The sequence below is a fragment of the Holosporales bacterium genome (genome assembly GCA_031263535.1).
Lineage (GTDB): Bacteria > Pseudomonadota > Alphaproteobacteria > UBA3830 > JAIRWN01 > JAIRWN01.
Genome location: JAISFO010000039.1, coordinates 1 through 7,998, shown reverse-complemented (window position 1 = coordinate 7,998; position 7,998 = coordinate 1). Strand labels below are relative to the sequence as shown.

The following is a 7,998-nucleotide window of genomic DNA, read 5'->3' as shown; positions in this document are numbered from 1 at the left end:
CATACCCCGCCACGGCCCCCCCCCCGCCCGCACCCGCCAGCGCCGACGCCGGGCTGCCGGCAGATACGTCTTTTTTGACTAGTCTAATCAAACCAGTCACATCATATCCACTGCTCATCAGGTATTCAGCTACCGTACGCCCGATGAATCCGTTTGCTCCGGTGACCAAAACTTTCTTATTTATTTTTTTATTCATACACAAACCCAGTTTACTTGCTTCAAATTTGGCAAGGAGTACAGTATGCTTCGTATAGTATTTAAGTTTGGGCAGCTAAGCAATGGACTTGGGGAGTAAAGCAATTCTTGTCACCGGCGCAGACGGTTTTATCGGATCGCATTTAGTTGAGTCTTTGGTCCACAAGGGTTTGCGTGTAAAAGCGCTATCCCAGTATAACTCGTTCAACAACTGGGGGTGGCTTGAGGATATAAATTGCCTGCGCGACGTAGAGGTCCTTTGCGGAGACGTTCAGGACGCACATTACATGAGCAAAATCACTAAAGGTGTTGATGTAATCTTTCATTTGGCCGCTTTAATAGCTATTCCCTACTCATATATAGCCCCTGACAGCTACATTGACACGAATATCAAGGGGACTTTGAATGTATGTCAGGCAGCACTTGAAAATGGCGCGCAAAAGGTGCTGATTACTTCAACCAGCGAAGTTTATGGCTCGGCGCAATACGTTCCTATAGATGAAAAGCATCCTCTTCAACCTCAATCACCATACAGCGCAACCAAGATTGGGGCGGACGCAATAGCGGAAAGTTTTTACAGATCTTTCGGCCTGCCGGTATGTATTGTACGCCCGTTTAATACCTATGGCCCCAGGCAATCGGCACGGGCAATTATCTCAACCATAATTACTCAGATTGCCAGTGGAAAGAAACAGGTCGACCTCGGGGATGTAACGCCTACCAGGGATTTTAGCTATGTGAAAGATACGATTAGAGGTTTTATTGAGCTGGCTAAATGCGATCAATCAATTGGCGAGACCGTAAATATAGGCTCAAATCGTGAAATTTCAATCGCAGATGTTTTCGAGCTTATTAAGAAAACAATGAACAGCGGTGCAGAATGTGTGATGGATGATCAAAGAATTCGCCCGGAAAAATCCGAAGTCAGACGGCTGTGCTGCGACAACAGCAAAATCAAGGAAATGATCGGGTTTGAGCCTGAGTACACCTTAGAGCAAGGGCTACGCGAGACCATAGATTGGTTTACTGCTTCTGAAAATCTTAAAAAATATAAAACTCACATTTATAATGTCTGATTTTATTCCTTTATCCGTCCCTAATTTATCCGGGAATGAGCTTGATTACCTGATTGATGCTGTAAAGTCTGGATGGATATCGACAAGCGGCGGAAGAATATCCGAATTTGAAGAAAAACTTGCACGGTACCTTAAGATCGAGAAAGTGGCCGCAATCCAAAGTGGTACCGCCGGCCTTCATCTGGCGATGATTCTGTCGGGTGTAGGATATGGTGACGAAGTGATTGTACCAACACTTACGTTTATCGCGACGGTAAATCCGGTCAGATACGTCGGGGCCGAGCCAATATTTATGGACTGCGATGATTATCTCTGTCTGGATGTTGAAAAAGTAGCAAAATTCATAAAAACAGAATGTGGTTTTGTCGACAGCAAGCTAATCAATCGTACGACTAAAAGAACCATTAAGGCAGTAGTTGCCGTTCACATTTTCGGAAATATGGTTGATATGTATGCTTTGATGGAATTGGCGCAGAAGTATAACCTTAAAGTGATTGAAGATGCGACTGAAGCCTTGGGTTCTTATTACAAAGCAACCGGTGATTTTGCCGGAACTATCGGTGATTTTGGCGTGTACTCTTTTAACGGCAATAAAATAATTACCACAGGAGGAGGTGGGGCGATTACTGCCCGCAATTCTGATTTAGTCGACCGCGCAAGGTATTTAGCTAATCAAGCGAAAGATTATGAGGAAAAGTTTGTTCATAATGAAATTGGTTATAATTATCGTATGACCAATTTGCAAGCAGTTATTGGCATCGCGCAGCTGGAGCAATTAGAGCAATTTATTGCGATAAAGGAAAAGAATTATAATTTATATAAAGCGGCTGGCTTGAACTTGCTCAGCTTTCAGGACAATACGCGCTCTAATAAATGGTTTTATTCTTTTGTAACGGATAAGCGCGATGAATTGCTGAGCAGACTAAAGGCAAGCGGTATACAAAGCAGGCCTATATGGAGCTTGATTCATGCTTTAAGGCCATATAAACGCTGCCAATCTTATATGATCAGTAAGGCCACTGAATATTGGCAAAAAGTAGTGAACATTCCCTGTAGTACTAATCTAACGCCAGAGGAGATAAACTATATCGTGAGCAAGGTGCTATGAAAGATTTAATACTCATAGGTGGAGGTGGTCATTGCCGAAGTTGTATTGATGTCATTGAGTGCGAGGGAAAATTCAGGATACTTGGGATTTTGGATAAAAATTTAAAGATCGGAACGTCTGTTCTGAGATATAGCGTTATCGGAGATGATTCTCGTATACAAGAACTAGCTGGGGGGGGGGGGGGGGTAATGTACTTCATTTTCACCTTAGGAAAATTAGAGTTAGCCAATTTGAGGAAAAGATTGTTTGATTATTTAAAAAAATGTAATGCGAATATCTCGACAATTGTATCGCCTTTAGCTCATGTTTCGAAATACGTCAGCCTTGGCCAAGGTACTATAGTAATGCATCATGCGCTGGTAAATTCTGGTGCAAAAATTGGGGAAAATTGTATAATTAACTCAAAATCGCTTGTAGAACACGATGCTGCTGTTGGTGATAATTGCCATGTTTCAACAGCTGCAGTAATAAATGGCGGAGTAGTGGTCGGTGCAGGTAGTTTTATTGGCAGTAATTCGGTAATCGTACAAGGAGCACAGATTCCAGATGCGTCATTTATACGATGCGGGTGTGTTGTAGGTTAAAATATATTTAAAATTTTTAGGAGTACTCATGTGCATCATTCCATATCCATCTTCCGTTGATTACGACCAGTTTAGTCCTTCGAATCCAAATCCTTCTGCGAAATATGGCCTGCCTAAGGATGTCAAGTTTTGTAAAAAGTGCGTCATGTCGAATCAACTTCCAAGCTCAGCCGTAGAATTCCAGCATACGATTGAATCCAAGAAGGAAACAATGCCGCTTAATGAGGAACAGGTTTGCGATGCGTGCAGGTTCAATGAATCAAAAGCCAAATCTATAAATTGGTCAGAGCGTGAACGCGAGCTGAAAGAGCTTTGCGATCGTTTTCGAAGCAAAGATGGATCGCATGACTGCATAGTCTCTGGATCTGGCGGGAAGGACAGCTTTTATGCAGCGCATATGCTTAAATACAAATACGGTATGCATCCGTTAACCATAACGTGGGCGCCGCATATCTACACCGAGTGGGGTTGGCATAATTTTCAGGCGTAGATGAACGCCGGGTTTGACAATATTCTGCATACACCAAACCCGCGCATACACCGCCTGATTGCATCCATTTCAACCTTTCATACTTGGGCAAAAGCATTTAGCATATAAACTTAGTATCAGATACAATATCCCTTTGGTTTTTTATGGAGAAAACAGCGCCGAATATAACACTAAATTTTTTGAAGGAATCCAAGCCTCGTATGATACCAAATTTTGTGTCAGCGATGATCTTAGTAAACTTTATCTTGGTGGAATATCAGTTGAAGAATTGGTTAATGATTTTGGACTGTCGTACGGAGACTTTGCCTCTTATCTTCCGGCAAATACCGCGAGCGTAGGCAGCCAGAAAACTGAAGTTTACTATTTGGGATACTACTTATCCTGGCATCCTCAGGGATGTTTTTACTATGCTGTTGAACATGGCGGATTCAAACCTTCGCCAGAGCGGACTGTTGGCACATATAGCAAATACAACAGTATTGACGACAGAATTATTGATGATTTTCATTACTACACGACGTATATAAAATTCGGTCTGGGACGAGCGAGTTACGATGCATCGCAGGAAATCAGAAACAATGAAATAAATCGAGAAGAAGGCATTGCGTTAGTACAAAAGTATGACGGAGAGTGGCCCAAGCGTTTTGCTGATGAAATATTTCGCTATCTAAGTATTCCGCCAGAAGAATACCCGGTTGCGTCTAAGATGTTTGAGCAACCCATAATGGATAAAGAGTATTTCATAAAGCTTTGTGATAATTTCCGTTCTCCGCATCTGTGGAAGAGAGTTAATGGTGAATGGCGGCTGCGTCATACCGTTTTCGCTGATTGATCAAGAATGAGTGGCCTTCGTCTTATCGCCCGACTTGATGTGAAGGGTCCAAATGTCGTTAAAGGGGTCCAGCTTGAAGGCTTAAGGAAACTAGGCGAGCCAAACTCATTAGCCAAGCGCTATTATGCCGATGGAATTGACGAGATCCTTTACATGGATATCGTTGCCAGCCTTTATGAGCGCAGCAATTTGCTAAGCATACTTAAAGAAGCGACTAAGGATGTTTTCGTTCCTATTACCGCAGGTGGAGGTATCAGAACTACCGATGATGCGGCGGCAATTCTAAGAGCTGGGGCCGATAAAGTAGCCATAAACACAGCCGCCATAAAGCGACCTGAGATTTTAAGTGAGGTCAGCAATGCTTTCGGCTCTCAATGCGTAGTCTTATCAGTAGAAGCAAAACGAAGTCCAAGTGGTGGGTGGACCGCATATTATGATAATGGACGAGAAAAAAGCGGCATAGATTTTTGGATTGGGTTAAGAAGGGATGTATGCTTGGGATCGGCGAAATACTGTTGACGTCTGTGGATCAGGAAGGTACCGCTAAAGGCTTTGATCTGGAGCTTGTACAAGCGGTCACCGCGATTGCGTCCGTTCCTGTAATAGTAAGCGGCGGAATGGGTACTATGGCTCAATTGGTTGATCTTGTCGAAAAATGTTGCCCAAGCGCTATAGCAATGGCGCACGTACTTAATTACGGCAAGCTGACAATTCCTGATATTCGCAAGCACCTCATAAGCCAAAATATACCTGTAAGAAACGTCCCAGCATGTCATTAAAGGTAGCCGTTGTTGATTATGGATTGGGAAATATGCTCAGCGTCTGTCGTGCGCTGGAGTATTGCGGCGCTGAAACGAGTTTAGCAACGACGCCCAAGGACGTTGCTTCGGCTGATCGGCTAGTGCTGCCTGGGGTTGGCGCTTTCGCAGCCGGTATGGAAAAGCTTGCAAATCAAGGCCTGATTGACGCGCTGCGAGAATTTGCTAGAACCGGACGACCTCTTTTGGGGATTTGTCTTGGCATGCAATTGTTCATGAGTATTGGTGAAGAGTTTGGTAAACATGACGGGCTTGATATTATATCTGGTAAAGTTAAAAGTCTTCCATCTGTGAATTCTGCAGGAGACGCCGTAAAAATTCCGCATATTGGCTGGGGCGCCATTATTACTGCTCAAGATATTTGGGAAGACAGCGTGTTAAAAGGCGTAAAACCGGGAGAGTTTGTATATTTTGTTCACTCTTTTGTAGTAGACGCCAACGATAAGCATCTTTGTATTGCACAATGCATTCATGATGGTATTCACATTCCTGCTGTTATAGAATCAAATAACGTGCACGGCTGCCAATTTCATCCAGAAAAAAGCGGCCCCGTTGGGATAAGAATTATAAAAAACTTTCTGGCGCTTTGATGTCATTTAAATGTCTGAAACTTTGAAACCTGTTAAAATTGGATACTTTGCTGATGGTGTTTGGGGGCAAAACGCCTTTAACCTTATCCATCAAGACGGAAGTTTTAGTATCAAATTCCTGTGCCTCAGGTTTAAAACGCCAGATCTAGCTTTAAAGCAATTAGCTGAATCCAATGGCATAGATATTATTATAGAAAACAACATAAATTCCCCGTGCTTTATGGAGAAGGTCAGGCAATACGAATGTGATGTTTTTGTTTCTATGTCTTTTGATCAAATCTTTAAGAAAGACATAATCAACTTACCACGAATGGGAATTATAAACTGCCATGCTGGTAAATTGCCATTTTACCGCGGCAAGACTGTACTGAGTTGGGTGTTGATTAACGATGAAAAAGAATTCGGGATTACCGTCCACTATGTGGACGAAGGAATAGATACTGGCGACATTATTTTACAAAAAACATATCCTATAAGCGATGCGGATGATTATGGGACGTTACTAAAGCTAGCACAAACTGAATGTGCCAACGTTTTACACGAAACTCTTTCTTCTATTTGCCAGATGGGGGGGGGGGGGAATGGCATCGCCATACAGACAAAATCAGAAATCTATACATCCGGTCGGTATGTATTGCGGCAGCAGACAGGAGGGTGATGAAATTATCAATTGGAATACCGCTTCTAGAGAGGTGTTTTGTTTTGTTCGTGCCTTGGCCAAACCAGCGTGTATAGCCAAAAGTTTTTTAAATGGCAAAGAATTTCTTATAAATAAAGTCTCTATGATTACTGATGCTCCAATATATAAAGGGATTCCTGGTCAAATTTTATATAAAGACGACGGTAAGTTTATTGTTAAAACAAAAGATTCCATTTTGAGATTAGAAGAGTATTTTTACAATGGCGTTGTAAAAATAGGCGATCGCTTAAATTGACAAAAACCTTCATAATTGCCGAAGCTGGTGTGAATCATAACGGCTCCGTCGAGCTGGCTAAAAAGTTGATTGACGGGGCGAAAGCGGCCGGATGTGATGCGGTCAAATTTCAGACCTTTATCGCTGAAAAGGCCGTTAGTAAAAACGCAGAAAAGGCCGAATATCAAAAGAAACTCACAGGGGCTGAAGAAGGCCAGCTGGAGATGATAAAAAAGCTGGAGCTTTCGTTTGAAGCTTTTCGCGAGCTGAAAAAATATTGCGATTTGCGCGAAATCAAGTTTATGTCTACTCCATTTGACCTTGAAAGCGTGGATTTATTGGCTTCCTTGGGCGTTGAATGTTTTAAAGTTCCGTCAGGAGAGATTGTTAATCTTCCGCTTTTAAGAAGGGTTGCATCCTGCCAGAAGAAAGTGATTTTATCGACTGGCATGGCGATTTTGGAGGAGGTGAGAGCAGCAATAAACGTCTTGAGTCCATGCGAGGTTGCCCTTCTGCACTGCACGACCGAGTATCCGTGCCCATATAATGAAGTGAATTTGCGCGCTATGCAGACGCTAAAGCAAGAATTCAATCTTGAGATTGGTTATTCTGACCACACCGAAGGGATTGAGGTTTCAATAGCGGCTGTAGCCATAGGCGCCGTAATTATCGAAAAGCATTTTACCCTAGATAAGAATATGGACGGGCCAGATCATAAAGCAAGCGCCGATCCGCAGGAACTTAAGCAAATGGTTTTGGCAATCAGACATATCGGGCAAGCCTTAGGCAATGGTGAAAAAAAACCATCGCCAAGCGAGCTGCGCAATATGCCTATTGTAAGAAAGTCTATTTTTGCTAAACGTAGCATTAAAAAGGGAGAAATTTTTTCAGAAGATAATTTGACTACTAAACGTCCTGGAACCGGCATATCCCCTATGCGTTGGGACGAAGTCATCGGCTCCATCGCGCAAAAAGATTATCTAGAAGATGATATGATATAATCCAGAATTCGCTTTCATATCACCTCCCCATACATCATGTAACATCAAAATTTCCGCTCAACCCGTACGCATCGCATGCAGCTGTTTTATGTATGGTTGTATTTTTTCGTAAATACAACCAAAAGACGAGTTAAGCTTTCAGCTTTTTTGCAATCAACACAAATACCAATTGGCCGGTGATTTTGCTGTTCAAAATTTAGTGCTCTGGTGTTACCATCTTGCCCTAGGGGCGCTTAGCTCAGTTGGTAGAGCAGCTGACTCTTAATCAGCGGGTCGTAGGTTCGAACCCTACTGCGCCCACCAGTAGTTTTGGTGGATTTTCAGAGATTTATGTTTTTTATAATTGTAGGGATATTGAAGATTTATCCCACTGAGGTCCCACGTTTTATG

At 42.7% G+C, this 7,998-nt stretch carries 10 protein-coding genes, 1 tRNA gene and 1 pseudogene; 11 read left to right on the top strand and 1 reads right to left on the bottom strand.

What is annotated here, in order from left to right:
- On the bottom strand, positions 1-196 hold a 196-nt coding region (locus LBL30_04565), incomplete at its 3' end, for an NAD-dependent epimerase/dehydratase family protein (GenBank protein MDR1032356.1).
- Between the two features lie 82 nt (positions 197-278).
- On the opposite strand from LBL30_04565, the gene LBL30_04560 reads away from it, so the two are divergent.
- The 11 genes and pseudogenes from LBL30_04560 (at position 279) to LBL30_04510 (ending at position 7,911) form a co-directional block, all read left to right on the top strand.
- Complete coding sequence (locus tag LBL30_04560; protein ID MDR1032355.1) at positions 279-1,271, top strand: NAD-dependent 4,6-dehydratase LegB; 993 nt, start codon at positions 279-281, stop codon at positions 1,269-1,271.
- The gene (locus LBL30_04555) at positions 1,264-2,379 is read left to right on the top strand and encodes a LegC family aminotransferase (GenBank protein ID MDR1032354.1); all 1,116 of its coding nucleotides are present in this window, start codon (positions 1,264-1,266) and stop codon (positions 2,377-2,379) included. The genes LBL30_04560 and LBL30_04555 overlap by 8 nt, the downstream gene beginning before the upstream one ends.
- Positions 2,376-2,963, top strand: coding sequence for a NeuD/PglB/VioB family sugar acetyltransferase (locus tag LBL30_04550; protein ID MDR1032353.1), 588 nt, complete (start codon positions 2,376-2,378; stop codon positions 2,961-2,963). Before LBL30_04555 ends, LBL30_04550 begins: the two co-directional genes overlap by 4 nt.
- A 28-nt stretch (positions 2,964-2,991) precedes the next feature.
- Complete coding sequence (locus tag LBL30_04545) at positions 2,992-3,453, top strand: hypothetical protein (protein ID MDR1032352.1); 462 nt, start codon at positions 2,992-2,994, stop codon at positions 3,451-3,453.
- Positions 3,454-3,511: 58 nt separating this feature from the next.
- The gene (locus LBL30_04540; protein ID MDR1032351.1) at positions 3,512-4,285 is read left to right on the top strand and encodes a hypothetical protein; all 774 of its coding nucleotides are present in this window, start codon (positions 3,512-3,514) and stop codon (positions 4,283-4,285) included.
- A gap of 6 nt (positions 4,286-4,291) precedes the next feature.
- Positions 4,292-5,064: pseudogene (locus LBL30_04535) on the top strand (imidazole glycerol phosphate synthase cyclase subunit).
- Positions 5,055-5,693 carry an imidazole glycerol phosphate synthase subunit HisH gene (gene hisH, locus LBL30_04530; GenBank protein MDR1032350.1) on the top strand — a complete coding sequence of 213 codons (639 nt, stop codon included), beginning with the start codon at positions 5,055-5,057 and terminating at the stop codon, positions 5,691-5,693. Before LBL30_04535 ends, hisH begins: the two are co-directional and overlap by 10 nt.
- Positions 5,694-5,703: 10 nt before the next feature.
- Positions 5,704-6,351 carry a hypothetical protein gene (locus LBL30_04525; GenBank protein ID MDR1032349.1) on the top strand — a complete coding sequence of 216 codons (648 nt, stop codon included), beginning with the start codon at positions 5,704-5,706 and terminating at the stop codon, positions 6,349-6,351.
- The gene (locus tag LBL30_04520; GenBank protein MDR1032348.1) at positions 6,323-6,628 is read left to right on the top strand and encodes a hypothetical protein; all 306 of its coding nucleotides are present in this window, start codon (positions 6,323-6,325) and stop codon (positions 6,626-6,628) included. The genes LBL30_04525 and LBL30_04520 overlap by 29 nt, the downstream gene beginning before the upstream one ends.
- Positions 6,625-7,608, top strand: a complete 984-nt coding sequence (gene neuB / locus LBL30_04515; protein MDR1032347.1) for an N-acetylneuraminate synthase — start codon at positions 6,625-6,627, stop codon at positions 7,606-7,608. The genes LBL30_04520 and neuB overlap by 4 nt, the downstream gene beginning before the upstream one ends.
- Before the next feature lie 227 nt (positions 7,609-7,835).
- Positions 7,836-7,911 (top strand) — tRNA-Lys (locus LBL30_04510).
- The last annotated feature ends 87 nt before the right edge of the window (positions 7,912-7,998 follow it).